Here is a 23,009-nt window from a genome sequence, read left to right as displayed (position 1 = left end):
CAGCCGCCGCACGAGACGAGGGAAGTGGGTTGCTCAAGTCTGCCCGCAAGCAGGAGAAGGACGACGAGGGGCGGATGCCTCTCCTCGATCACCTGCGTGAGCTGCGTAACCGGCTGTTGAAGGCCGTGCTGGCGATCGTCGTCGCGGTGATCATTTCGGCGTTCTTCCAGAAGGAGATCTTCGAGTTCCTGATGAAGCCGATCCTCGATTCGGTCGGCTGCAAGAATGGCGCGGTCACGATGGTCAACGGCCGTCCGTGCGCGGAGATGACCACCAACGGACTGCTGTCCCCCTTCACCATCGCGTTGAAGGTCTCCTTGATGGCGGGCGTGTTGATCGCCACACCGGTGTGGCTGTACCAGTTGTGGGCCTTCGTCGCCCCGGGACTGCACAAGCAGGAGAAGCACTACTCACTCGCGTTCGTCGCCGCGGGGGTCCCGCTGTTCGTCGGCGGCGCCTACCTCGCGTACACGATCCTTCCGCAGACCGCCGAGATCATGCTCGGCTTCACGCCCGACAACGTGAAGAACCTGCTGCCGCTCGATGACTTCCTCGACCTGATCACCCGCATGGTGATCGTTTTCGGTCTGGCCTTCGAACTGCCGCTGCTGCTCATCGCCCTCAATATGACTGGCGTTCTCTCCGGCACCCGGATGCTGCGCTGGTGGCGCGGCATGATCGTCGGCCTCACGGGGTTCGCGGCGATCGCCACCCCCGGTGGTGAGCCCATCTCCATGCTGCTCCTCGCCGGCCCGCTGGCTGTCCTCTACTTCATCGCCGTCGGCTTCTCCCTGCTGAACGACAAGCGCCGCAACCGCAACAACCCCGACGCCGCGCTCGCCGACGACGAGGCATCCGATCTCGATCTGACGCCCGAGCCCGTCGGTGCTGTGGAGCACGTCTCCGGCTCCCGCCCCACGCTTCCGGGGCAGGCGAGCGGCGAGGCGGACGGCTCCGGTTCGCACCGGCTGAACGGTTACGACGACGTCACCTGACCTTGTAGGGTCCGGCGGGTGACCAGCGAGATCACCCTTTTCGTCAATCCCACCGCAGGACGCGGCCGGGGCGCGCACGCCGCGCGGCCGGCCGCTTCCGCGTTGCGGGACGCCGGATTCTCCGTTCGTACCGTGCTCGGTGAGGACGCCGACGACGCGCTGCGCCGCGCGCACGAGGCCGTCGCGGCGGGGACCGGGGCGCTGATAGCCGTGGGCGGCGACGGGCTGACGTCCCTCGCCCTCCAGGCCGTCGCGGGGACCGCCACCCCGCTCGGCGTCGTCGCCGTCGGCACCGGCAACGACTTCGCCCGTGCGCTGGGCCTGCCGATCCGCGACCCGGCCGCCGCCGGACGGCTGGCCGCGCGGGCGCTCAAGGGGGACGGCCACCGCGACATCGACCTCGGGCGGGCCGGGGGCCGGTGGTTCGGCTCCGTCCTCGCCTCCGGGTTCGACTCCCGGGTCAACGACCGGGGCAACCGGATGCGCTTCGTCGGCGGACGGTTCAGGTACGACCTCGCGATCCTCGCCGAACTGGCGGCCTTCGGGCCGATCCCGTACCGGCTCCGGCTCGACGGGGGAGAGGCCCGCGAGGTCGAGGCCACGCTCATCGCGGTGGGCAACGGAACCACTTACGGCGGGGGTATGCGGATCTGCGCCGGCGCGGAGATGGACGACGGACTCTTCGACGTGACCGTGGTGGGGAAGTGCAGCCGCACCACACTCCTCAGGGTCTTCCCGAAGGTCTACCGGGGCACGCACCTGGGCCACCCCGCCGTCACCGTGCACCGTGTCTCCTCGATCGAGCTGGCGGCGGCCGGGGTCACGGCGTACGCGGACGGCGAGCCCCTGGGCGCTCTGCCGCTCACGGCCACCTGCGTACCGGGTGCTGTGCGGGTGCTCACCGGGTGCTGAGGGGGCGCCGGCCGGGGGATGGCCAAGGGCATTTAAAGATCGCGCTGAGTGTCAGAGGTGACGGGTAGGCTCGTGAGCAAGATGACAGAGGACCTCTCACCAGCTGAGCGATACCAGGCTTCTCAGGTCCGTGCGGCCGAGATGGCGACGGCCTTCGGGCCCTTCCGCGAGATGTACGAGTTCGGGCTGGACCCGTTCCAGATCGAGGCATGCCGGGCCCTGGAGGCGGGCAAGGGGGTGCTGGTCGCCGCCCCCACCGGGTCGGGCAAGACGATCGTCGGCGAGTTCGCCGTGCATCTGGCCCTGGAGCAGGGCCGCAAGTGTTTCTACACGACGCCGATCAAGGCGCTCTCCAACCAGAAGTACGCCGACCTGGTCAAACGGTACGGCGCGGACAAGGTCGGCCTGCTGACCGGCGACAACAGCGTCAACTCCGAGGCGCCGGTGGTCGTGATGACCACCGAGGTCCTGCGGAACATGCTGTACGCGGGCTCCCAGTCGCTGTCCGGCCTCGGCTATGTGGTCATGGACGAGGTGCACTACCTCTCCGACCGCTTCCGGGGCGCGGTGTGGGAGGAAGTGATCATCCACCTCCCGGAGTCGGTGACGCTGGTCTCCCTGTCGGCGACCGTCTCCAACGCGGAAGAGTTCGGCGACTGGCTGGACACCGTGCGCGGCGACACCGAGGTGATCGTCTCCGAGCACCGCCCGGTGCCGCTGTGGCAGCACGTGATGGCCGGCCGCAAGATGTACGACCTCTTCGAGGAGGCCACCGACCACGGCGGCCGGGGCGTCGGGCGCCGCGAGGTCAATCCCGACCTGGTCCGGCTCGCCCGGCAGGAGAACCAGCAGGGGTACAACCCGCGCGACCGCCGCCGGGGCAAGATGGTGCGCGAGGCCGACCGCGAGCGCGAGAGGCGCCAGCGCGGCCGGATCTGGACCCCGGGCAGGCCCGAGGTCATCGAGCGGCTGGACAACGAGGGCCTGCTGCCCGCCATCACCTTCATCTTCAGCCGGGCCGGCTGCGAGGCCGCCGTCCAGCAGTGCCTGTACGCCGGTCTCCGGCTCAACGACGAGGACAAGCGCCGGCTGGTCCGCGAGATCGTCGAGGAGCGCACCGCCTCCATCCCCGGCGAGGACCTGAACGTCCTCGGTTACTACGAATGGCTCGAAGGTCTGGAGCGCGGTATCGCCGCGCACCACGCGGGCATGCTGCCGACCTTCAAGGAGGTCGTCGAGGAGCTGTTCGTGCGGGGCCTGGTGAAGGCCGTCTTCGCCACCGAGACGCTGGCGCTCGGGATCAACATGCCGGCTCGCTCCGTGGTGCTGGAGAAGCTCGTCAAGTGGAACGGCGAGCAGCACGCCGACATCACCCCCGGCGAGTACACCCAGCTCACCGGCCGGGCCGGACGCCGGGGCATCGACGTCGAGGGCCATGCGGTGGTCCTGTGGCAGCGCGGCATGGACCCGACGGCGCTCGCCGGGCTCGCGGGGACGCGCACGTACCCGCTGCGGTCCAGCTTCCGCCCTTCGTACAACATGGCGGTCAACCTGGTGCAGCAGTTCGGGCGGCACCGTTCGCGCGAACTGCTGGAGACCTCCTTCGCCCAGTTCCAGGCGGACAAGTCCGTCGTCGGGATCTCCCGGCAGGTCCAGCGCAACGAGGAGGGTCTGGAGGGCTACAAGGAGGGCATGACCTGCCACCTCGGCGACTTCGAGGAGTACGCGCGCCTGCGGCGCGACCTCAAGGACCGCGAGACGGAGCTGGCCAAGCAGGGGGCGGCGCAGCGGCGTGCGGCGGCCGCCGCCTCGCTGGAGAAGCTGCGGCCGGGGGACGTCATCCATGTGCCGACGGGGAAATTCGCCGGGCTCGCCCTGGTGCTCGATCCGGGTCTGCCCGCCGGGCGGGCCAACGGCCACCGAGGGTTCGACCACCATGACGGGCCGCGTCCGCTGGTGCTGACCGCCGAGCGGCAGGTCAAGCGGCTGGCCTCGATGGACTTCCCGGTGCCGGTGGAGGCGCTGGACCGGATGCGGGTCCCGAAGTCGTTCAACCCGCGTTCGCCGCAGTCCCGGCGCGACCTGGCCTCCGCGCTGCGGACCAAGGCCGGGCACGTCGCCCCCGACCGGCACCGCAAGGGGCGGGCGCCGGCCGCCGACGACCGCGAGATCAACCGGCTGCGGGCCGAGCTGCGTGCCCACCCCTGCCACGGGTGCGACGAGCGGGAGGACCACGCGCGGTGGGCCGAGCGCTACCACCGGTTGCAGCGGGACACCCGGCAGCTGGAGAAGCGGATCGAGGGGCGGACGAACACGATCGCCCGGACCTTCGACCGGATCGTGGCGCTCCTCACCGAGCTGGACTACCTCCGGGGCAACGAGGTCACCGCGAACGGCCGGCGGCTGGCCCGGCTGTACGGGGAGCTGGACTTGCTCGCCAGTGAGTGCCTGCGGGAGGGCGTGTGGGAGGGGCTCAACCCCGCCGAACTCGCCGCGTGCGTCTCGGCGCTGGTGTACGAGGCGCGGCAGGCCGATGACGCGGTCGCGCCCAAGCTGCCGTCCGGGCCGGCCAAGCTCGCCATGGGCGAGATGGTGCGGATCTGGGGGCGGCTGGACGCCCTGGAGGAGGACTTCAAGATCAACCAGGCGGAGGGGGTCGGCCAGCGCGAGCCCGATCTCGGCTTCGCCTGGGCGGTGTACACGTGGGCCTCCGGCCGGACGCTGGACGAGGTGCTGCGCGAGGCGGAGATGCCGGCGGGGGACTTCGTACGGTGGTGCAAGCAGGTCATCGACGTCCTCGGGCAGGTCGCCGCGGCGGCTCCCCGGGACGCGGGTCCGGGCGCCTCCGGCGTGGCGAAGAACGCGCGCAAGGCGGTGGACGCGGTACTGCGGGGGGTTGTGGCCTACAGCTCGGTCGGGTGACCGGGCCGGAGGCGTGGCAGCCCCGCTCCTCGAAGACCGCGGGGGTCCAGAAGACCGCGGCGGCCCAGGAGCGGGGCTGTCGGTCGCGGGGGCGGCGTCGTGGTCAGGTGCTGCGGCTCTTGGCCGCCACTCCCGCGCAGGCCATGCCCAGCAGGACGGCGAGGCCGCCGACGATGATGTTGTTGATCACGATTCCCGTGTCCGGACTGTTGCCCACTACCCAGGTCGACACGATGATCCAGGCGCCGATCGCGCAGATCGCCCAGCTCATGCCGGACATCCGCTCGGGTACCACGGTGAAGCCGAGGGCCAATACCGCGATGGCGATGCCCAGCACCAGGTTGTGCGTCACCAGGGCCGGCTGGCTGGCCGTGAAGTGGAGCACCCACGGGGAAACGGCGCAGTAGAGGCCGACGAGGAACACCGGCGCGTCCACCAGCGCCACATCGCGACCGCTCATCACGCGGTCGTGCCGCGCACGCATTTCGGAGGCATCGGGGTGGCCCGATATGTCACTCCTCGCGTGTGAGACGTTGCTCATGAGATGTCGTCTCCTTCGTTGCTGCGGGCCTTGCGGCCGTGCGGAGGGATGCGGCAAGCACCCTTGTTCCCATAGTGCTCTTATCTGTCGCTTATGTGTAGATTTCGGGCGAGATTGTCGGGAGGGATTCTCCGCACGCGGACGAGGGGCGGGGAGCCGCGGCAGACCGGGGCTCCCCGCCCCTCGTCCGAGGGGGCCGCCGAGGGCTACTTCGGCGGCATCAGGACCGTGTCGACGATGTAGACCGTCGCGTTGGCGGTCGGGACGTTGCCGCAGACGACCTTCGAGGCGTCGTTCACGGTGTACTCGACGCCCGAGCCGGCCGTCGTCAGCTCGCTCTTCGCCAGCGTGTCGAAGGAGCCCTTCTCCAGCTGCCGCGGCGTCAGCTTCTCGCCCACCACGTGGTAGGTGAGGACCTTCGTCAGCTCGGCCTTGTTCGCGAGCAGCGCGTCCAGGTCGGCCTTCGGGATCTTCGCGAAGGCGTCATTGGTCGGGGCGAACACCGTGATGTTCTCGGCGTTGTTGAGCGTGTCGACCAGGCCGGCCTGCTTCACGGCGGCCACCAGCGTCGACAGGGCCTCGTTGTTCGAGGCGGCCGTGGCGACCGGGTCCTTCGCCATGCCGCCGAACGAGCCCGCGCCTTCCTCCGGCACCGACGAACAGGCCGGACCGAACGGCTCGTCCATGGTCGTCGAGCCATCGGCCGAAGGGCTCGCCGGCGCGGAGGCGCTGGGTGTCGAGCCCGCCGCCGCGTCCTTGGAGGAGTCGTCCGACGAGCAGGCGGTCAGTGTCAGCGGCAGCACGGCCGCCGCGGACACGGTGAGGGCCGCGCGGCGGAAGAGGAGCGTGTTCATGGCGTTTCTCCTGAATCGAAGGGGTGGTGCGAAGAGCGGAGTGCGAGGGCGAGAGAAGCGGGGCCGCCGTCGGCGGGGGCGGGGCGCCCGGACGGCTCCCCGGCCGCACCGCGGACCGGAGCCCCCGACGGGCAGTGCGCCGCCCCGCACCGGACACCCCGGGCTTCGGCGCCGGCCGAATCCGTACGGCGTACCGGGGCGGAGCGACGACGGCGCACCGGGCGTCCGGCGGCCGGGCCGCCGGACGCGGTGACCACGGCACCCGCCGGGCGGGGCCGCCGGAGCAGTGGTGCTCCGTCCGTCCGCGCGTTGTTCCGTTCTGTTCTCACACCGGGGGTTCGGCGCCGGCCGGCCGGCGGATTGGTCCCGTCCTCTCCTTCACCCGTTCGGGGAAGCCTCCAGGCCGGTCAGCCCCCTCCGCTCCGGCCACGAAAGGGATGACCGACCAATCCCTCCGGGCACCGGCCACGAAGAGAGGGTGAGGAGCACTCCAGCAGCGCTCCGACCTGTGCGGAGGACCGGAGGGAGCCGGAATGGCAGCGGAACGGCAACGGACGGCCGTGGTGGGGGCCGGAGTGGCGGGACTGACCGCCGCCCACGTTCTCCGCGACGCTCACGAGGTGACGCTGTACGAGGCCGAGGACCGCGTCGGAGGCCACGCCCACACACACGATCTGGCCGCGTCCGACGGCCGTGTGCACCGCGTCGACTCCGGGTTCATCGTGCACAACCGGCGGACCTACCCCCACCTGCTGCGGCTCTTCGGCGAACTGGGCGTCGCCACCCAGGAGTCCGAGATGAGCATGTCGGTGCGGTGCGAGGGGTGCGGCCTCGAGTACGCGGGGGCGCGCGGCCCGGCCGGGCTCTTCGCGCAGCCCGGCTCCGCCGTGCGCGGCCCCTATCTGCGGATGCTCGCCGAGGTACCGCGCTTCCACCGCGCGGCCCGGGCCCTGCTGGCGCTGCCCGAGGGCACCGGGAGCGACATGTCTCTGGGGGAGTTCGCCCGGCGCAAACGCTTCTCGCCGTACTTCCACGCCCACTTCCTGACTCCCATGGTCTCCGCCGTCTGGTCCTGCGACCCGGTCACCGCCCTGCGCTACCCGGCCCGCCACCTCTTCCGGTTCCTCGCGCACCACGGCATGCTCGCCGTCGGCGGCTCCCCCGTCTGGCGCACCGTCACCGGCGGGTCGAGCGCCTACGTCGAACGGGTCGTCAAGCGGCTCGACGCCGTGCGCACCGCGACCCCGGTCCGGGCCGTCGCCCGCCACCCGGACGGTGTCGAGATCACCACCGAGGACGGCACGACCACCCCGTACGACTCCGTCGTCATCGCGGTCCACCCCGATCAGGCGCTGCGGCTGCTCGCCGACCCGACCGACGCCGAGCGCGGCACACTCGGGGCGTTCCGGTACTCCCGCAACCCGACCCTGCTGCACACGGACACCGCTCTGCTGCCGCGCGCCCGGGGCGCCAGGGCCTCCTGGAACTACCTGATGCCCTCCTGCGCCGCCGACGCCGACCGGGTCACCGTCAGCTACGACATGAACCGGCTCCAGCGGCTCGACGCCCCGGACACCTTCGTGGTCACGCTGAACGGCGCCGACCGGATCGCCCCGGACACCGTCCGCGCCCGCATGGTCTACGAGCACCCCGTCCACACCCCGGAGTCCGTCGCCGCGCAGTCCCGGCTGCCCGCGCTGTCCGGTCCCGTCACCGCCTACGCGGGGGCCTACCACGGCTGGGGGTTCCACGAGGACGGCTGCCGCTCGGGGGTCCAGGCCGCGGCCGCACTCGGAGTGACCTGGTGAGCGCCCTCTACCCGTGCGCCATCACGCACGTACGGACCCGGCCGGGGACGTACGCCTTCCGGCACCGTACGTATCTGTGGCTGATCGACCCCGACCGGCCGCCCCGGCTGCCGCGCCTCCTGCGCCCGCTGGCCCGGTTCGAGGCCCGCGACCACTTCGGCGGCACCGCCCCCACCGTCCGGGCGGGCCTGGAGCGCTTCCTGCGGTCCCGGGACGTCGAACTCGGCGACGGCACCGTCACCATGCTCACCCAGGCCCGGGTGTTCGGCCACGTCTTCAACCCGATCACCGTCTACTGGTGCCGCCGTGCCGACGGCACCCCCCTCTGCGTCGTCGCCGAGGTGCACAACACGTACGGCGAACGGCACGGCTACCTCCTGTACCCCGACGGGAGCGACCGGGCCGCGACGGACAAGGAGTTCTACGTCTCGCCGTTCTTCCCCGTGGACGGCGGCTACCGGATGAGGCTGCCCGAACCCGGGGTCCGGCTCGACCTGAGCATCCGGCTGGAGCGCGGCGGATCCCGCCCCTTCACCGCGACCGTACGGGGAGTCCGCCGCCCCGCCACCCCCCGGGAGCTGGTGCGCCTCGCGCTGCGCCACCCTCTGTCCACCGTCCTCGTCTCCGCCGCGATCCGCCTGCACGGCATCCGGCTCCTCCTGCGCGGGCTGCCCGTGCGGCCCCGCCCCCCTCATCGCCCACAGGAAGGCATGCAGTGACCGCGCCCCCCTCCGCGCCGGCGGCACACACCCCCGGGGCCCACCCGGAACGCCGGACCGGCATCGTCGCCCCGCCCCGGCTCTCCCGCGCCCGGACCGCCGTCGCCGAACACATCGTCCGCCACGCTCTCGCCCGGCTTCCGTTGCGCGTCCGGCTCACGGGCGCCGAGGACATCGGCCTCGGCGGCCCCCTCATGGACATCCGGGACCCCGGAGCCTTCTTCCGCCGGATCGGCGCGAGCGGACTCATCGGCTTCGGAGAGTCCTACATGGCCGGCGAATGGGACACACCCGACCTGGTCGGCGTACTGACCGTGCTGGCCGACCACGCGGCCGGCCTCGTCCCCCGGCCGCTGCAACGCCTGCGCGGCATCTGGGCGCCGCGCAGGCCCGCCGCCCAGCTGAACACCCCCGAAGGCTCCCGGGACAACATCAGCCACCACTACGACCTGTCCAACGACCTCTTCGCCCTCTTCCTCGACACGACGCTCTCCTACTCCTCCGCCGTCTTCCGCGGCTTCCCGGCCGAGCACGACCTGCTGCCCGCCGCCCAGCACCGCAAGATCGACCGGCTGCTGGACGCCGCCGGGGTCGGCCGGGGCACCCGCCTCCTGGAGATCGGCACCGGCTGGGGGGAGCTGGCCATCCGCGCGGCCGCCCGCGGCGCCCGGGTCGTCACCGTCACCCTCTCCGCCGAACAGCGCGAACTGGCCCGCGCCCGGGTCCGTGAGGCCGGTCTCGCGGACCGTGTCGAGGTACGCCTGAGCGACTACCGCCACGTCACCGGAGACTACGACGCCATCGTCAGCGTCGAGATGGTCGAGGCCGTGGGCGAGGAGTTCTGGCCCGTCTACTTCCAGACCCTGGACCGTCTGCTCGCCCCCGGCGGCCGGATCGCCCTCCAGGTCATCACCATGCCCGACGACCGGCTGCGCGCCAGCCGCTCCACGTACACCTGGATACAGAAGTACATCTTCCCCGGCGGACTGCTGCCCTCCACCGAGGCGGTGGAGCGGGTCACCGCCGCGCACACCCGCCTGCGCACGACCGAGCGCGTCCGCTTCGGCGCCCACTACGCCGAGACCCTCCGGCTGTGGCGGGAGCGGTTCACCGAGCGGGCGGCCGAGGTCGAGGCCCTCGGCTTCGACGCCGTCTTCCGCCGGATGTGGACCTTCTACCTGGCCTACTCCGAAGCGGGCTTCCGCTCCGGCTATCTCGATGTGCAGCAACTGCTGCTGACCCGCGAGGAGACCGCGTGACCACCGCCTGTCCGTCCGCCCTGCCGGAGGGCTCCGGAACCGTCCGACAGGACGGGTACGCACCGGCCGCGCCCGTGCGGGAGGGCCGGTGAGCGGATTCGCCTGGGCCGCGTTCGCGAGCGGGCTCGCGGGCGCGGCCGTCGCCGCCCTCGGCGTCATGCTCGTCACCTTCGCCGTCGCGCTGAACAAGGGCGTGCACCGGATCGTCGACATCGCCTGGGGCCTCGCGTTCGCCGCCGTGGCCCTGGTCTCCTACGGCCTCTCGGCGGGCACGGGCGACGACGGCCGCCGGCTCCTGGTGACCGCGCTGACCGTGATCTGGGGGCTGCGCCTCGCGATCCACATCGGCCGGCGCGGCCGGGGCCACGGCGAGGACCCGCGCTACGCGAAGATGCTGGCCAAGGCCCCCGGCAACCCGAACCTCCACGCCCTGCGCAAGGTGTATCTGCTCCAGGGCGCGCTGGTCTGGCTCGTCTCGCTCCCCGTGCAGGCGTCCCACTACCTCACCGCGCCGTTGGCCCGGTGGGTCTGGGCGGGGGTGCTCCTGTGGGCGGTGGGCCTGGCCTTCGAGGCGATCGGCGACGCTCAGCTCGCCCGGTTCAAGGCCGACCCCGCCGGCCAGGGGAAGATCATGGACCGGGGACTGTGGTCCTGGACCCGCCATCCGAACTACTTCGGCGACTTCTGTGTCTGGTGGGGTCTCTTCCTCTTCGTCTGCCAGGCTCCCGCCGCCGCTGCCGCCACCGTCGTCGCCCCGCTGGTGATGAGCTACCTGCTGACGCGGGGCAGCGGCGCAGCCCTGCTGGAGCGTCATATGGCCGACCGGCCCGGGTTCGCCGCGTACGCGGCGCGGACCAGCGGCTTCTTCCCCCGGCCGCCGCGCCGGACCTGACGCCCCGGCCGGACAACCGAAAGGGGCCGGCCCCGGGCGCCGTGACCGTCGTACGGTCCGGGGACGGGAGGGGCTCCGGGGCGCGGGTGCCCGGGGCCGGCCCCTTTCGGCAGTCGTCCGGTCAGTCCAGGCCGCGGGCGCGTTCGAAGCGGGACCGTGCCTCGGCCAGGTCGACCACCGGCTCCGGGTAGTCCAGGCCCGCCCGGTCCAGGCCCTTCAGCTTCCAGGGCTCGTGGACGGCGGCCCCCTCCAGCTCCGCCAGTTCGGGCACCCAGCGCCGTACGTAGTCGCCCCGCGGATCGAAGCGCTTGCCCTGGACCACCGGATTGAGCACCCGGTTGGGCCGGGTGTCCGTGCCGGTGCCCGCCACCCACTGCCAGTTCAGCTGATTGTTCGCCAGGTCGCCGTCGACCAGCAGGTCCAGGAAGTGGCGGGCGCCCACCCGCCAGTCCACGTACAGCGTCTTGGTGAGGAAGCTCGCGGCCAGCATCCGGCCCCGGTTGTGCATCCAGCCCTCGTGAGCGAGCTGCCGCATCGCCGCGTCCACCATCGGATAGCCCGTCCGCCCGGTTCTCCAGGCGTCGGTCTCGTCCTCGTCGGAGCGCCAGCGGTCCCGGCGCGGCCGGTAGTCGGCCCAGGAGGCGTCGGGGCGGGCCGCGAGGACCTGGTGGTGGAAGTCGCGCCAGGCGAGCTGCCGCACGAACGCCTCGCCGCCCGGACCGCCCTTCTTCCGGGCACGGTGCACCAGTTCGGCGGCGGAGACCGTACCGAAGTGCAGATGGGGCGAGAGCCGGGACGTCGCGTCCCCGGCCAGGTCGTCGTGGGCGTCCTCGTAGTCGGCCATCGGCCCGTTCAGCCAGGACGTCATCAGTCCGCGGCCCGCCTCCTCGCCGCCCCGGGCGAGGCCGGGGGAGAGGTCCCCGACGGCGTCCCGGTCCGGAAGCGGGTCGCTCGCCACACCGTCCGGCACCCGGACCGAACGGGGAGCGGCCAGTGTGCCCCGTACTCCCTCCGCCTCCCAACGGCGGAAGTACGGGGTGAACACCGCGAAGTGGTCCTTGCCGCCCGCCGGGACCACCCGGCCCGGGGCGAGCGCGGTGACCACCGCGTCATGGACGCGCAGTTCGCGGCCGGCGCCCGCCAGGGCCTCCCGGATCCGCTCCTCGCGCAGCGCCGCGTACCGGCTGACTCCGGCGGCCACGTGCACGGAGGCCGCCCCGGTCTCCTCGGCCACCCGCCCCACCTCGGCGGCCACCTCGCCCCGGCGGACGACCAGCCGGCCGCCCCGGCGCCGGAGCCCGGCGTCCAGGCCGGCCAGGCAGTCGGCGAGGAACGCCAGCCGGTTGGGCGCGTCGAACCCGGCCCGGTGGACGCCTTCGTCCCGGACGAACAACGGGACGACCTCGTCCGCGTCCCGCAGGGCGCCGTGCAGCACCGGGTTGTCGTGCAGACGTAGATCGGAGGTGAACAGCACCACCGCGACACTCATGGAACGGGCGCTCCTCGCGTAACTCGTGGGTGGGGTCAGGCGGTCGGGAAGTCCATCAGCGCCACCGGCGACGAGGTCGGTTCCGCGGAACCTCCGGCGGGCTCGACCGTGATGCCCATCCCGGACGCCTCGTCCACCGGACCGTCCAGCAGGACCGCGTCATCGCTCGCCGACGGGTCCATCAGACCGGCCGGGCGCATCGTGCCCTCGTCGTTGAACCAGAGCTGGTAGACCTTGCCGCCCGGCGGCCGTTCCATGCCCGAGGCCAGGAACACCGCACGGTTCTGGCTCTGCGAGACGACGACGGTGCCGCGGGCGCCGCCGGTCAGCTCGCCCGAGGCGGTCTTCGCGTCGGGCGCGGAGAGCACCCGGGCCAGCCGCTCGTTCTGCCGCTGGGCCTGATTCGCCTCCTGCCGCGCGTCCCGCGCCACCTGGTTCTGCCAGACGGCGACCCCGCCGAAGGCGGCAGCGGCGGCGAGGCAGGCGGCGAGCGCGTAGGCGTACCGGCGGCCGGTGCGTGCGCCCCCGCCGGTGCGCTCACGCCTGCCGGGCGCCGGCGTCTCCTGGCGTACGGTCGAGATCTCCCGCAGCACCCGGTCGCGCAGTTCCGGCGGAGGGGTGTCGGCGACGGCGAGGCCGAGCCGGGCGGCGGTCGCCGACAGCTCCCGCACCTCCTGGGCGCAGGCCGCGCAGTCCTCCAGGTGCCGCTCGAACGCGTGCCGTTCGGAATCCGGCAGCGCGTGCAGGGCGTAGGCCCCGGTCAGCGTGTGCAGTTCGGCCGTACTCATGCGCTCACCCCCAGGCAGTCGCGCAGCCGGATGAGGCCGTCGCGGAGCCGTGTCTTGATGGTGCCCAACGGCACGGAGAGCAGTTCGGAGACCTCACGGTAGGTCAGCCCCCGGTAGTAGGCCAGGGTCACCGACTCCCGCTGGAGCTCGGACAGGGTGCGCATGCAGCGCCGTACCTGCTCTCTCTCCAGCCGGCTCTCGACCTGTTCGGACACCTCGTCGAAGGCGGGCGTCCGGTCCAGCAGTGCCGCCTTGTGTTCCCGGGCGGCGGCGGCCTCGGCCGAGCGGACCCGGTCGACGGCCCGGTGGTGGGCCAGGGTCAGCACCCAGTTCATCGCGCTGCCCCGGGACGCCTGGAAACGGGGCGCGGTGCGCCACACCTCCACCAGGACCTCCTGCGCCACCTCCTCCGACTGGGCCGGGTCGCGGAGCACCCGGCGCACCAGACCCAGTACGGGTCCGCTCACCGCGTCGTACACCGACGCGAAGGCTTCCTGGTCGCCCCGCGCGACCCGCACCAGAAGCTCCTGGAGATCGGGACCGGGCGAGGGCACCCCACTGATGTGTACGGCTTCCTTCACGCGGGTTTCCTCCCGGGACGATCGTCGGTTCCGGGCATGATTCGGAGCGGACGGCCGTGCGGATTGGTCGGTGCGGGCGATCTTTCCAGATCCGGCCCCGGGAGGACGCGACTCAGCCCGCGCGCGTCTTGCGCCTCTGCTCCGGTTCCAGCTGCGGCTCCGGCTTCCGCACCCGCCCCGGCTCCCGCTCCCGCTCCCGTCGGCGGACGGCGCGGACGGCGAGGAAGATCAGCAGTCCGAACGGCGACAGCAGGATCGACAGGACCAGCAGCGGCCCCATCAGCAGGGGCGAGAGCCCCAGCTTCCGGCTCTGGAGGTACATCCACTGCCCGAGCAGGAGATCCCAGGCGATCACCTGCGCCCAGACGGCCCCCGCCCCGCCGGGCAGCGCCGTCAGCTCACGGAAGGCGTCGATGTCCGGGCTGCTCACGGCCGTCCAGAGCTCCGGGAACACCGGGACGGCCAGGACGGTGTAGACGGCGAGGAGGGGCAGCACGGTCAGGGGTGAGGCGACCAGACGGGCGGTGCCGGACCAGGTGGGAGCGAAGATCATCAACAGCCAGAACGGAGCGGCCAGATAGAACGTGATCTCGAAGAGTGCGCCGGTCATGCCACGGGCTCCTTGCCGTTGGAGGGTCGGGACGGGAGGGCGGGGGCGGCGGGACGCAGCGCGCTCGCCGTTCCGCAGGCCACCGCCGTGAGGATCGCCCCGGCGGCGGCCAGAGTGGCCGCGTCCGGGTGGAGCAGCGGCAGTCCTCGCAGGGCCTGCCAGGTGAGGAGTGCGACGAGCGCCGCGTAACCGCCGATGGCGACCCGCACGAGGCGCAGCCGCACCCCGGCGTCGCGCAGCGGGGCGAAGCGGGGCGCGAGGAGCACCAGGGCGATCAGGAGCAGCGGCAGCGACTGGAGGGCGTGCATGCCCACGAAGTGCGGTACCCGCAGATCGCCGCCGGTCGTCGACCATCCCGTCAGGGGCATGGCCGGACCGCCGTCCGGCACGCCCACGGAGTGCGCGCCGACGATGTCGGCACGGTCGAGGTCTCCCGCCGCCCGCTGGCTCGCGCTCGGCAGCGACATCAGGAAGCCGAGGGCCGCGCCGGCCAGCGCGATCAGCAGGCCGCCCCGCAGGGCCAGGGCCGTCGCCCGGTCGGCGAGGGGGGTGCGCAGCACCAGGACGGCTATCACCAGGGTGGCCGCCCACAGGACGACGATGGTCGTGCCCATCGCGTCCCACAGCGCCGCGTCGAAGGGGGTCGCGGAGTTGAAGTGGCTGCGCCTGCCCCGGACGACCTGCACGGTGATCATCACCATTTCGGCCAGGCTCGTCAGAGCCACGACGTGCCCCGCCCACCGGCCGGTCCGCCGGCCTCGCGTGAGGTGGGTCAGCATCCAGGCCAGGGTCAGACAGTAGGCGGCGAAGGACACGGAGAACTTGAACGGCTTCGCCCAGATCGGAGCACCCACCAGGACCCGGTCGTCCACCACCAGGCCAACGGCGGACACGAGGGCCAGCACGGCCATCGCGGCGGAGAGGGCGACCAAAGGGCGATGCCAGGAACGCGATGACGACACGAGAGGCCCCTTGCGATAATCGTACGTATGGATAGCTGCGCTGTCCGCTATCCGATAGGGGGACTATCTATGATGGGGGAGTTTCTGGCAAGGGTGAAAGGGCGAACACACGGTGCGCATCGGTGAATTGAGTCGCAGATCCGGGGTTCCGATACCGACGATCAAGTACTACCTACGGGAAGGGCTGTTGCCGACAGGGGAGCTGACCAGCCCCAACCAGGCGCACTACGGCCCCGGGCACGAGCGGAGGCTGCGCCTGATCCGGGCGTTGCGGGATGTGGGCGGCCTCTCGCTCGCCGGCATCGGAGAGATCCTGGGCGCCATGGACGACCCCGCGCAGCCGGTGCACACGGTGCTCGGCATCGCGGCGGACGGCGTGACGCCCGCAGGTGAGAAGGAGCCGGGCCCCGAGCTGGAGGACGCGCGTGAGGAGGTGGCCGAGCTGCTGCGGCGGCGTGGCTGGCAGGCCGACGGCCGCGGCCCGGCCGCCGAATCACTGGCGGGGGTGCTGTCCGCGCTCCACCGGGCCGGACACGGCGGGTACACCGACCTGCTGGACGTCTACGCGGACGCCGCCGAGTCGGTCGCCCGCGCCGACCTCGACTACGTGCAGCGCCGGGTGGCCCGCGAGGAGCAGGTCGAGAGCGTCGTCGTGGGGACCGTTCTCGGCGAGGCGATGTTCGGCGCGCTGCGGAAGCTCGCGCACGTCGACGTGTCCTTCCGGCGCTTCGAGCCCCCGGAGTGCCTCGCCGGTCCGGCCGGGCCCGAGGGCCCCGGTGCCGCGGACGGCGCCGGCGGGCCCGCTGCCGGGGAGGGCGGTGCCCGGGAGGCCGGAGCGGCCGTCGGCGGCACGGAACCGGGGGCGGGCGGCGGCGTCCCCGGCCCGGAGCGGGCCGCCCCGGACGCCTGACGCGCCGGGGCGTGTCCGGCGGCGCCCGGGGGCGGCGCGGCGGCCCCGGGGAGTGCGGGCCCGTCCGCCGCGCTCCGACGCGCGGACCCCGCCCGCCGCGGGTGCGGTGGGCGGGGTCCGGTGGTCTGCTCGCCGGGCGGGGTGCGTGCTACGCGGCCGCCGAGCCGCTCTCCTGCTCGCGCTCCACCTGCTCGTTCCACTCGCGCTTGACCGCGCGCCAGGCGTCGTCGTTCTGGCCGAGACGCCAGTAACCGGAGATCGACAGCCGCGCCAGCGGGATCCGGCGCTCCACGCGCAGGTGGCGGCGGATCTCCTTCACGAAGCCCGCCTCCCCGTGCACGAACGCCTGGACCTCGCCCCCGGGGAAGTCCAGCCCCTGCACGGCGGCGGTCAGCAGCTCGCCGACGGGCCGGTCGCCGCGGTGCAGCCAGGTCACGGCCACCCCGTCGGGCGTCACGATCTTCTGCTCCTCCGAGGCGTCCGCCACCTCCACGAAGGCGTGCACCGGCGCACCCGACGGCATCCGCTCCAACGCCGCCGCGATCGCCGGCAGCGCGCTCTCGTCACCCGCCAGCAGGTGCCAGTCCGCCGACGCCTCCGGGCGATAGCCGCCGCCGGGGCCGAGGAAGGTCACCTGCTCGCCCGCCCGGGCCCGCTGCGCCCACGGTCCCGCGAGGCCCGCGTCGCCGTGCACGACGAAATCGACGGCCATCTCCCGGGCGACCGGGTCCCACGAGCGCACCGTGTACGTACGGGTGGTGGGCCACAGCTCGCGCGGGTGGTTTTCGCGGATGGCGGCCATGTCGAAGGGGTGCGCGTACTCCGCGCCCTCGGGCGCGAAGCACAGCTTGATGTAGTGGTCCGTGAAGCCGGAGAGGGCGAAGTCCGCGAGCCCTTCGCCGCCGAGGACCACCCGCACCATGTGCGGGGTGATCCGCTCGGTGCGCACGACCTGCGCCCCCTGGGCCTTGGGTGCCTGTCGGGCCGGCCGCTCTGCCACGGGGTACTCCCTGGTTCGAAGACGTGCACCACCGGCGGCCGGGGCCGGCGGCGCGGATCCGGGCACGCGCCTCTCCACACCCACGACCGGTGGTTCTTAGGTATACCTAAGTTAACATCTCAGTGCTGAAGGGCGGTCAGCAGCCGCTGGAGCGCTCCGCCCAGCCCCCACCGCTCCGCGAGCGCCTCCAGGGCGGCCGGGTCGTGCGGTTCGCGCGGCAGCGCCGCGTCGAAGTCGGGCAGGGGCACGTCCCCGGCCACCCGGACCACCTGGGGTGCGACGGCCACGTAGGGGCGCGCTTCGTCCAGCCGCTTGCGCTGCGAGGGGGTCAGCTTCGCCTTCGGATCGTCGACCGCGGCCATGATCCCGTCGAGATCGCCGTACGCGTCCAGCAGCTTCGCCGCCGTCTTCTCGCCGATGCCGGGCACGCCCGGGAGCCCGTCGCTCGGGTCGCCGCGGAGCAGCGCCAGGTCGACGTACCCCGCGCCGTCGACGCCGTACTTCTCGCGCAGCCACGCCTCGTCGGTCACCTGGAGGGTGCCGACGCCCTTGAGCGGGTAGAGCACGCGCACCTGACGGGCGTCGTCGACCAGCTGGTAGAGGTCCCGGTCGCCGGTGACGATGTCCACCGGTCCGGTCGCCCGCGCGGTGAGGGTGCCGATGACGTCGTCCGCCTCGTACGGCGTGACGCCGACACGGGCGATCCCGAGGGCCGCCAGCACGTCCGCGATGATCGGGACCTGCGGGGACAGCGTGTCGGGGACCTCCTCCTCGTCCGCCTGTCCGGCGGGCGTCTCCTCGGCGACCCGGTGCGCCTTGTACGTCGGGATCAGGTCGACCCGCCACTGCGGGCGCCAGTCGTCGTCCCAGCAGGCGACCAGGTCGTCCGGCCGGTGGTCCTGCACCAGGCGGCCGATGAAGTCGAGGAGTCCGCGCACGGCGTTCACGGGCGTCCCGTCCGGCGCGCGCACCGAGTCGGGCACGCCGAAGTAGGCGCGGAAGTACAGGGAGGCGGTGTCGAGGAGCATCAGGCGTCGCGTCACAGACCCGATGATGCCCCACGCCTCCGACAGCCGCCGTCCATCGCTCCGGGTGAGACCGCGATCGCCCTCCGTCGCAGGCCGGTGACCTGGATCACTGTTGTGTTTGGGATGTGTAAGCGAGGGCAGGCGCGCCACCGGAGCGAACCACGTCGCATTTTCAACTAGTGCATGTGCCACGCGGACCGAACCCGCGCCGCTCCACGGTCTGCCGGGGGGTGGCGGACCGTTTTCGGTTCAACGCGTGAGGTGTATGTGTCCAGGCTGCAAGCCGAACACTTGTACAAGGTCTTCGGCAGACGACCCGACGAAGCGGTGCGGAAGCTCGAGGGCGGCGTCGGCCGCGACGAGTTGCGCGCCGACGGAACGACCGCAGCGGTGATCGATGCCTCGTTCACCGTGGAGCCGGGACAGATATTCGTCGTCATGGGGCTGTCCGGATCGGGCAAGTCCACCCTGCTGCGGATGCTCAACGGCCTTCTCGACCCCACCGCGGGCCGGGTGCTGTTCGACGGCGAGGACCTGACCGCCCTGAGCCCGCGCGAACTGCGGCACGTCCGCTCGACCAAGATCAGCATGGTGTTCCAGCACTTCGCGCTCTTCCCCCACCGGAGCGTCCTGGAGAACGCCGCGTACGGCCTGGAGGTCCAGGGTGTGCCGCGCGAAGCACGCGAGGTGCGCGCCGCCGAGGCGCTGCGGCTGACCGGCCTCGAAGGCTGGGAGAAGTCCTGGCCCGACGAGCTGTCCGGCGGTATGCAGCAGCGCGTGGGCCTCGCCCGCGCCCTGGCCACCGACGCCGACCTGCTGCTCATGGACGAGTCCTTCAGCGCGCTCGACCCGCTGATCCGCCGTGACATGCAGGACCAGCTGCTGGAGCTCCAGAAGCGCCTGAAGAAGACCATCGTCTTCATCACCCACGACCTCAACGAGGCCATGCGCCTGGGCGACCGGATCGCCGTGATGCGCGACGGGAAGATCGTCCAGCTCGGCACCGCCGAGGACATCCTCGTCACCCCGGCCAACGACTACGTCGCCTCCTTCACCCAGGACGTCGACCGCTCCCGGGTGCTCACCGCGGGCGCGATCATGGCCGAGGCGCACACCGTGATGGGCACCGAGGCGGCGGACGGCACGGAGCTGCGCACCCCGCAGGACGTGCTCGCCGCGGCCCCCGCCACGGTCGCGGAGTCCACGCCGATCATCGACCTCTTCACGCCCTGCTCGCAGAGCGTGAACCCGGTGGCCGTGACCGACGCCGAGGGCAGGCTCGTCGGCGTCGTCCCCAGCTCCCGGCTGCTCGCCGTCCTCGGCGAACCGATGACCCCGGCCGAGGCCCCCCGTGCCACCGAGCCCGCAGCCGCGGGCGGCGTGAAGAAGGTGGCCGGTGTTTAGGTTCCCCCTCGGCGAATGGGTCGACTCCGCGGTCGACTGGCTGCAGACCCACCTCGCCTGGCTCTTCGACGCCATCAGTTCCGTCGTCGGCGGCATGTTCGACGGCATAGCCGCCGTCCTGTCCGCCCCCGCGCCCCTGCTGTTCGCGGGCATCGTGGCCATCATCGCCTGGTGGCTGCGCGGCCTGCCCGCGGCACTGCTCACCTTCGTCGGGTTCGCCCTCATCGACTCCGTCGAACTGTGGGACGAAGCGATGGACACCCTCACACTGGTGCTCGTCGCGACGCTCGTCACCCTGATCATCGCCGTGCCGCTGGGCATCTGGGCCTCCCGGTCCAGGACGGTCAGCGCGATCACCCGGCCGGTCCTGGACTTCATGCAGACCATGCCCGCCATGGTCTACCTGATCCCCGGCGTCATCTTCTTCGGCGTCGGCGTGGTACCCGGCATCATCGCCACCATCATCTTCGCGCTGCCCCCGGGCGTCCGGATGACCGAACTCGGCATCCGCCAGGTCGACGGCGAACTCGTCGAGGCGGCGGAAGCGTTCGGCACCACCTCGCGCAACACCCTGCTGCGCGTCCAGCTGCCCCTCGCCCTGCCCACGATCATGGCCGGAATCAACCAGGTCATCATGCTCGGCCTCTCCATGGTCGTCATCGCGGGCATGGTCGGCGGCGGCGGCCTCGGCGGCTCCGTCTACCGCGCCATCGGCAACGTCGACGTCGGCCTCGGCTTCGAGGCGGGCGTCTCCATCGTCATCCTCGCCATGTACCTGGACCGGATGACCGGAGCGCTCGGCACCGAGGTCTCCCCGCTGGCCCGCCGCGCGGTCGCCAAGGCCCAGGCCATGACCGACGGCTGGAAGATCTGGACCTACCGCCCGCAGCCCCGCTTCGCGGTCGTCGGCATCGTCGTCCTCGCGCTCGTCGCCGGCGGCATGAGCGTCTTCGGCGGCTCGAAGACGGAGGACACCGCCGGACCCGCCCAGGTCGGCGACGGCAAGAAGATCAGCATCGGCTACATCCCGTGGGACGAGGGCATCGCCTCCACCTTCCTCTGGAAGGAGATGCTGGAGCGGCACGGCTACGAGGTCGACGTCAAGCAGTACGAGGCCGGCTCGCTGTACACCGGCATGGCCAACGGGCAGATCGACTTCCAGACCGACTCCTGGCTGCCGGTCACCCACGCCAGCTACTGGGAGAAGTACCAGGACAGCCTGGAGGACCTCGGCGCGTGGTACGCCCCGACGTCGCTGGAGCTCGCCGTCCCCGCGTACATGAAGGACGTCCAGTCGATGGACGACCTGAAGGGCCGGGCGTCCGAGTTCAAGGGCCGGATCGTCGGCATCGAGCCGAGCGCCGGCGAGATGGGCCTGCTCAAGGACAAGCTGCTGCCGGGCTACGGCCTGGACGAGGAGTACAAGCTCATCGACGGCTCCACGCCGTCCATGCTGGCCGAGCTGAAGCGCGCGTACGCCAAGAAGGAACCGATCGTCGTTCCGCTCTGGTCGCCGCACTGGGCGTACAACGAGTACGACCTCACCAAGCTCAAGGACCCCAAGGGCCTCTGGGGCGAGGGCGACGGCGTCCACACTCTGGCGCGCAAGGGCTTCTCCGCCGAGAACCCCGTGGTCAGCAAGTGGCTGAAGAACTTCAAGATGACCGAGGACCAGCTCACCAGCCTCGAAGCCCAGATCCAGAAGTCCGGCTCCGGCAAGGAGCAGGAAGCCGTCCGCACCTGGCTGAAGGCCAACCCGGGCGTCGCCGACACGTGGTCCCCGGCCCCGAAGGACGCCAAGGCGGCCAAGGGCAAGGACGAGCGCGACCGTACCCTGGAGATCGCCTGGTTCCCGTGGGAGGAGGACATCGCCGCCACCTACCTGTGGAAGGCGGTCCTGGAGGAGCGCGGCTACAAGGTCAACCTCAAGCAGTTCGAGGTCGGCCCGATGTACGCCGCGATGTCCCGCGGCCAGATCGACGTGCAGTTCGACGGCTGGCTGCCGTACACGCAGAAGAACTACTGGGACAAGTACGGCGACAAGCTGACCGACATCGGCTCCTGGTACGGGCCGACCTCCGTCGAGATCGCCGTCCCCGACTACGTCAAGGACGTCAAGTCCCTCGACGACCTCAAGGGCAAGGGCTCGGACTTCAAGGGCCGGATCGTCGGCATCGAGCCCGGCGCCGCCGCCATGGAGAACCTCAAGAAGAACGTCCTGCCGCAGTACGGCCTGGACGAGGAGTACGAGGTCCTCGACTCCTCCACGCCCGGCATGCTGGCCGAGCTGAAGCGCGCGTACGCCAAGAAGGAGCCCGTCGCGGTCGTGCTGTGGACCCCGCACTGGGCGTACAACGAGTACGGCATGACCAAGCTCAAGGACCCGAAGAAGACGTTCGGTGACGGCGACCGGCTGCACACCATCGCCTCCAAGGACTTCCCGCAGCAGTACCCGCAGCTGACGAAGTGGTTCAAGGACTTCAAGCTCACCGAGAAGCAGCTCGGCGGACTGGAGAACGAGATCCAGAGGCACGGCGTGGGTCACGAGGAAGAAGCCGTGAAGACCTGGATGGACGACAACCCGGGCATCGCGGACACCATGGCGCCCCAGTAGGGGCCCCACGGGCACGAAAGCACAGGTCGAAAGGGGTGGCCCCGCCTTCGGGCGGGGCCACCCCTTCCGGCTGCCCGGAGGTCGATTACCGGACGTCGTGCGCAACCATGTGCGTAAGGTGCTGGCAACCGCGAGGATGGCGAGGGTGGGAGGGAGCTGGGACATGGACGACAAGGACACACCGCGGGTGGGCGCCGCCGTCCGCCGACGGCGCAGAACCCTGGGGCTCACGCTGGCCGTGGTCGCCTCGCGCAGCGGTCTCTCCGTGCCCTTCCTCAGCCAGGTCGAGAACGAGCGCGCCCGCCCCAGCCCCCGCTCCCTCGACCGGGTCGCCGAAGCGCTGGAGACCACCAGCGGACGTCTGCGCGCCGCCGCCGACTCCGCGCGCGCCGTGGACGTCGTCCGCGCCGAGGAGGGCGAGGGCGTACGCCGCCTGGTGCGCGGCCGGCACCAGCTCAGCGCACTGGAGTTCACCGGCGAGCCGGACCTGGGGCGGGAGTTCCAGCACCGCAACGACGAACTGCTGTACGTCGTCGAGGGCGCCGTCGACGTCGAGGCCGAGGGCCAGGTGCACCGCCTGGAGCACGGCGACACCCTGTTCCTCTCCGGCGGCGTCCGCCACCGCTGGCGCGCCACCGTGCCCGGCACCCGGCTCCTGACCGTCGCGGTGGCCGAGCACATCGACGCCACCTTCGACTCCCGCCGCTGAGCCCGTGGGGGG

General features: G+C 71.9%; 20 protein-coding genes. 11 read left to right on the top strand and 9 right to left on the bottom strand.

Going from position 1 to position 23,009, the window contains the following annotated elements:
• Window positions 1-29: 29 nt before the first annotated feature.
• The 3 genes from tatC (at window position 30) to ACIQMU_RS15730 (ending at window position 4,829) form a co-directional block, all read left to right on the top strand.
• Complete coding sequence (gene tatC, locus ACIQMU_RS15740; RefSeq protein WP_352241687.1) at window positions 30-995, top strand: twin-arginine translocase subunit TatC; 966 nt, start codon at window positions 30-32, stop codon at window positions 993-995.
• A gap of 18 nt (window positions 996-1,013) precedes the next feature.
• Complete coding sequence (locus tag ACIQMU_RS15735; RefSeq protein WP_402689016.1) at window positions 1,014-1,907, top strand: diacylglycerol kinase; 894 nt, start codon at window positions 1,014-1,016, stop codon at window positions 1,905-1,907.
• Window positions 1,908-1,988: 81 nt separating this feature from the next.
• Window positions 1,989-4,829, top strand: coding sequence for a DEAD/DEAH box helicase (locus tag ACIQMU_RS15730; protein ID WP_402689028.1), 2,841 nt, complete (start codon window positions 1,989-1,991; stop codon window positions 4,827-4,829).
• Window positions 4,830-4,932: 103 nt separating this feature from the next.
• Here ACIQMU_RS15730 and ACIQMU_RS15725 read toward each other — a convergent pair whose 3' ends face one another.
• Window positions 4,933-5,370, bottom strand: coding sequence for an SPW repeat protein (locus ACIQMU_RS15725; RefSeq protein ID WP_356730147.1), 438 nt, complete (start codon window positions 5,368-5,370; stop codon window positions 4,933-4,935).
• A 206-nt stretch (window positions 5,371-5,576) separates the two neighbouring features.
• Window positions 5,577-6,224, bottom strand: a complete 648-nt coding sequence (locus tag ACIQMU_RS15720) for a fasciclin domain-containing protein (protein ID WP_352241684.1) — start codon at window positions 6,222-6,224, stop codon at window positions 5,577-5,579.
• Window positions 6,225-6,757: 533 nt separating this feature from the next.
• Between ACIQMU_RS15720 and ACIQMU_RS15715 the strand changes: the two genes are divergently transcribed.
• The 4 genes from ACIQMU_RS15715 (at window position 6,758) to ACIQMU_RS15700 (ending at window position 10,902) form a co-directional block, all read left to right on the top strand.
• Window positions 6,758-8,032, top strand: a complete 1,275-nt coding sequence (locus ACIQMU_RS15715) for an FAD-dependent oxidoreductase (protein ID WP_352241683.1) — start codon at window positions 6,758-6,760, stop codon at window positions 8,030-8,032.
• Complete coding sequence (locus ACIQMU_RS15710) at window positions 8,026-8,751, top strand: DUF1365 domain-containing protein (RefSeq protein WP_402689027.1); 726 nt, start codon at window positions 8,026-8,028, stop codon at window positions 8,749-8,751. Before ACIQMU_RS15715 ends, ACIQMU_RS15710 begins: the two co-directional genes overlap by 7 nt.
• Entirely contained in the window at window positions 8,748-10,010 is a 1,263-nt protein-coding gene (locus tag ACIQMU_RS15705) for a class I SAM-dependent methyltransferase (protein ID WP_402689015.1), read from the top strand. The genes ACIQMU_RS15710 and ACIQMU_RS15705 overlap by 4 nt, the downstream gene beginning before the upstream one ends.
• 88 nt (window positions 10,011-10,098) lie before the next feature.
• Entirely contained in the window at window positions 10,099-10,902 is an 804-nt protein-coding gene (locus tag ACIQMU_RS15700; protein ID WP_352241680.1) for a DUF1295 domain-containing protein, read from the top strand.
• Between the two features lie 121 nt (window positions 10,903-11,023).
• Here the strand turns inward: ACIQMU_RS15700 and ACIQMU_RS15695 are convergent, their stop codons facing one another.
• The 5 genes from ACIQMU_RS15695 to ACIQMU_RS15675 all read right to left on the bottom strand — a co-directional run bounded on the left by ACIQMU_RS15695 (window position 11,024) and on the right by ACIQMU_RS15675 (window position 15,281).
• Window positions 11,024-12,391 carry a deoxyribodipyrimidine photo-lyase gene (locus ACIQMU_RS15695; RefSeq protein ID WP_352241679.1) on the bottom strand — a complete coding sequence of 456 codons (1,368 nt, stop codon included), beginning with the start codon at window positions 12,389-12,391 and terminating at the stop codon, window positions 11,024-11,026.
• Window positions 12,392-12,426: 35 nt separating this feature from the next.
• A complete protein-coding gene (locus ACIQMU_RS15690; RefSeq protein ID WP_402689014.1) occupies window positions 12,427-13,179 on the bottom strand; it encodes an anti-sigma factor domain-containing protein in 753 nt (250 codons plus the stop codon).
• Window positions 13,176-13,760 (bottom strand): sigma-70 family RNA polymerase sigma factor, encoded by a 585-nt coding sequence (locus ACIQMU_RS15685; RefSeq protein ID WP_352241677.1) that lies wholly within the window; start codon window positions 13,758-13,760, stop codon window positions 13,176-13,178. Before ACIQMU_RS15685 ends, ACIQMU_RS15690 begins: the two co-directional genes overlap by 4 nt.
• A gap of 112 nt (window positions 13,761-13,872) precedes the next feature.
• The gene (locus ACIQMU_RS15680; protein ID WP_402689013.1) at window positions 13,873-14,370 is read right to left on the bottom strand and encodes an ABA4-like family protein; all 498 of its coding nucleotides are present in this window, start codon (window positions 14,368-14,370) and stop codon (window positions 13,873-13,875) included.
• Entirely contained in the window at window positions 14,367-15,281 is a 915-nt protein-coding gene (locus ACIQMU_RS15675; RefSeq protein WP_352241720.1) for a hypothetical protein, read from the bottom strand. The genes ACIQMU_RS15680 and ACIQMU_RS15675 overlap by 4 nt, the downstream gene beginning before the upstream one ends.
• A gap of 163 nt (window positions 15,282-15,444) precedes the next feature.
• Between ACIQMU_RS15675 and ACIQMU_RS15670 the strand changes: the two genes are divergently transcribed.
• The gene (locus ACIQMU_RS15670; RefSeq protein ID WP_402689012.1) at window positions 15,445-16,242 is read left to right on the top strand and encodes a MerR family transcriptional regulator; all 798 of its coding nucleotides are present in this window, start codon (window positions 15,445-15,447) and stop codon (window positions 16,240-16,242) included.
• A gap of 148 nt (window positions 16,243-16,390) precedes the next feature.
• Here ACIQMU_RS15670 and ACIQMU_RS15665 read toward each other — a convergent pair whose 3' ends face one another.
• Together ACIQMU_RS15665 and ACIQMU_RS15660 are read right to left on the bottom strand one after the other, a co-directional pair.
• Entirely contained in the window at window positions 16,391-17,242 is an 852-nt protein-coding gene (locus tag ACIQMU_RS15665) for a siderophore-interacting protein (protein ID WP_352241674.1), read from the bottom strand.
• A gap of 119 nt (window positions 17,243-17,361) precedes the next feature.
• Entirely contained in the window at window positions 17,362-18,270 is a 909-nt protein-coding gene (locus ACIQMU_RS15660) for a 5'-3' exonuclease (protein WP_352241718.1), read from the bottom strand.
• Window positions 18,271-18,537: 267 nt separating this feature from the next.
• On the opposite strand from ACIQMU_RS15660, the gene ACIQMU_RS15655 reads away from it, so the two are divergent.
• From ACIQMU_RS15655 to ACIQMU_RS15645, 3 genes are all read left to right on the top strand, one after another.
• Window positions 18,538-19,674, top strand: coding sequence for a glycine betaine/L-proline ABC transporter ATP-binding protein (locus tag ACIQMU_RS15655; RefSeq protein ID WP_352241673.1), 1,137 nt, complete (start codon window positions 18,538-18,540; stop codon window positions 19,672-19,674).
• Window positions 19,667-22,288, top strand: a complete 2,622-nt coding sequence (locus ACIQMU_RS15650; protein WP_352241672.1) for an ABC transporter permease/substrate binding protein — start codon at window positions 19,667-19,669, stop codon at window positions 22,286-22,288. Before ACIQMU_RS15655 ends, ACIQMU_RS15650 begins: the two co-directional genes overlap by 8 nt.
• 163 nt (window positions 22,289-22,451) lie before the next feature.
• A complete protein-coding gene (locus ACIQMU_RS15645; protein ID WP_356730169.1) occupies window positions 22,452-22,997 on the top strand; it encodes a cupin domain-containing protein in 546 nt (181 codons plus the stop codon).
• Window positions 22,998-23,009 lie beyond the last annotated feature (12 nt).

Origin of the sequence: Streptomyces sp. NPDC091649 (assembly GCF_044756785.1) — a bacterium.
Taxonomy (GTDB): domain Bacteria; phylum Actinomycetota; class Actinomycetes; order Streptomycetales; family Streptomycetaceae; genus Streptomyces.
This window is presented reverse-complemented; position numbering and strand designations above follow the sequence as displayed.

Excerpts from the sequence above, each read along its gene's own strand:
- ACIQMU_RS15675 (WP_352241720.1), bottom strand. The coding sequence starts at position 15,281 with ATGGCCGTGCTGGCCCTCGTGTCCGCCGTTGGCCTGGTGGTGGACGAC.
- ACIQMU_RS15715 (WP_352241683.1), top strand. The coding sequence starts at position 6,758 with ATGGCAGCGGAACGGCAACGGACGGCCGTGGTGGGGGCCGGAGTGGCG.
- ACIQMU_RS15645 (WP_356730169.1), top strand. The coding sequence starts at position 22,452 with ATGGACGACAAGGACACACCGCGGGTGGGCGCCGCCGTCCGCCGACGG.
- ACIQMU_RS15680 (WP_402689013.1), bottom strand. The coding sequence starts at position 14,370 with ATGACCGGCGCACTCTTCGAGATCACGTTCTATCTGGCCGCTCCGTTC.
- ACIQMU_RS15720 (WP_352241684.1), bottom strand. The coding sequence starts at position 6,224 with ATGAACACGCTCCTCTTCCGCCGCGCGGCCCTCACCGTGTCCGCGGCG.
- ACIQMU_RS15660 (WP_352241718.1), bottom strand. The coding sequence starts at position 18,270 with ATGCTCCTCGACACCGCCTCCCTGTACTTCCGCGCCTACTTCGGCGTG.
- ACIQMU_RS15690 (WP_402689014.1), bottom strand. The coding sequence starts at position 13,179 with ATGAGTACGGCCGAACTGCACACGCTGACCGGGGCCTACGCCCTGCAC.
- ACIQMU_RS15730 (WP_402689028.1), top strand. The coding sequence starts at position 1,989 with ATGACAGAGGACCTCTCACCAGCTGAGCGATACCAGGCTTCTCAGGTC.
- ACIQMU_RS15725 (WP_356730147.1), bottom strand. The coding sequence starts at position 5,370 with ATGAGCAACGTCTCACACGCGAGGAGTGACATATCGGGCCACCCCGAT.
- ACIQMU_RS15695 (WP_352241679.1), bottom strand. The coding sequence starts at position 12,391 with ATGAGTGTCGCGGTGGTGCTGTTCACCTCCGATCTACGTCTGCACGAC.